Origin of the sequence: Streptomyces atratus, assembly GCF_014648655.1 — a bacterium.
Classification (GTDB): Bacteria; Actinomycetota; Actinomycetes; order Streptomycetales; family Streptomycetaceae; genus Streptomyces; species Streptomyces atratus.
Window position 1 is genome coordinate 13,790 of sequence record NZ_BMRN01000084.1, and the last position, 1,895, is coordinate 15,684.

1 protein-coding gene is annotated in these 1,895 nt (G+C 71.9%); it reads right to left on the reverse strand.

Translation table 11 applies throughout. The features are described 5' to 3' along the window. On the reverse strand, window positions 1–1,877 hold a 1,877-nt coding region (locus IEZ15_RS44365; protein WP_229846515.1), incomplete at its 3' end, for a non-ribosomal peptide synthetase. Between the last annotated feature and the right edge of the window lie 18 nt (window positions 1,878–1,895).

The following is a 1,895-nucleotide window of genomic DNA, read 5'->3' on the forward strand; positions in this document are numbered from 1 at the left end:
ACGGCCTCGACCCGGGTGATCAACTCCTCGGCGGAGACCGTGCCGACGGGCGTGGTTTCCAGCCCCCAGCTGTTCTCCTTGCGTTCCAGCTGCATCCGCAGGCCGTCGTGGTGGTCCAGCACCGCCTGCAACGCCGCCGCCAGCCGGCCCGTATCCGCCCCGGCCGGGGCCTGCACCAGCATCGACTGGCTGAATCCGTCCACCGGACCACCACGCTCACGCAGCCAGTGCACGATCGGGGTCGGCAGCACCTCGCCGATTCCCGCACCGGCCTCCTCGGCAGCGCCCGTCTCCTCCACGGCCTCGGCGACCGCCGCCAGGGCGGCCACCGTCTTGTGCGCGAAGACGTCGCGCGGGGTGATCAGCAGTCCGGCCTTGCGGGCCCGGCTGACCAGTTGGATGGAGACGATGCTGTCGCCGCCCAGGTCGAAGAAGCTGTCGTCCGCGCCGACCGTCGGCAGGCCGAGGAGCTCGGCGAACAGCCCGCACAGCAGCTCCTCGCGCGCGGTGGCCGCCGCCCGGCCGCCGGACAGCTGTCCGAAGTCCGGTGCCGGCAGCGCCCGCCGGTCCAGCTTCCCGTTGGCGGTCAGCGGCAGCGCGTCCAGGGTGACGAACGCCGCCGGGACCATGTACTCCGGCAGGTGTTCCGCCAGACGAACCCGCACCGCTGCATGAGCGACATCCACACCGTCCGGCTCGGGCACCAGATAGGCCACCAGCCGCCTGTCCCCCGGCCGGTCCTCCCGCACCACCGCTGCGGCCTGCGCCACGCCCGGATGCGCTGCCAGTACTGCCTCGATCTCACCGGTCTCGATACGGAAGCCGCGGATCTTCACCTGGTCGTCCACCCGGCCCAGGTATTCCAGCTCGCCGTCGGCGCTCCAGCGGGCCAGGTCGCCGGTGCGGTACATGCGGGTACCGGCCGGGCCGAACGGGCAGGCCACGAACCGCTCCGCCGTCTGCGCCCGACGCCCCAGGTAGCCGCGGGCCATCTGGGTGCCGGCCACGTACAGCTCGCCCGGCACCCCCGGCGGCACCGGACGCAACCGCGCATCCAGCACGTACAACCGCGTGTTGACGGCCGGTCGGCCGATCGGCAAGTTGGTGAGTCCGTCCAGGGGGTCAGTGGCCGCAAAGCCCGCGATGGAGCAGCCCACCACGGTCTCGGTCGGCCCGTACTCGTTGACCAACCGGGCGTGCGGTGCCACGGCGAAGAACCGCCGCACAAGCGCGGGGGCGAGCGCCTCGCCACCCACCACGAAGCAGATCCGCCTGCCGGCCAGAGCCTCAGCGGGCAGCAAGCGGCAGATCACCTCCATGTGCGCGGGCGTCAGCTTCACCAGGTTGGGCCGGGCCGGGCCGGCAAGCAGGCTGACCAGGCGCTCGAGCGGGGAGTCCTCATCGATCAGGTGCACCGCGCCGCCCATGATCAGGGGAACCCACAGGCTGGTCTTGGTGAGGTCGAAGCCCAGAGGGGTGTGCAGAGGGGCGACCACAGGCTCATCGGAGCAGTACTCCGCGGCTGCCCAGCGCACGTAGTTGACCAGTCCGGCGTGGGTCACCGCCACGCCCTTGGGGCGTCCGGTGGAGCCGGAGGTGTAGATCAGGTACGCCGGGTTGGCCGGAACCAGGGGTCGGACCCGGTCGGCGTCGGCCGGACCGGAGGACGGGCACTCCGCCAGCGCCGCCACGGTGGCGGCCTCGTCCAGCAGCAACCGGGCGACATCCGCCTTCGGCAACCGCTCTCCCACCGTCATCGTGGTCAGCAGCAGGGCGGGACGGGCATCGGCGAGCATGTAGGCGATTCGCTCGGCCGGATACTCCGGGTCCACCGGCACATAAGCCGCACCGGCCTTGGCCACCGCCAGCTGGGCCACGATCATCTCCACCGACCG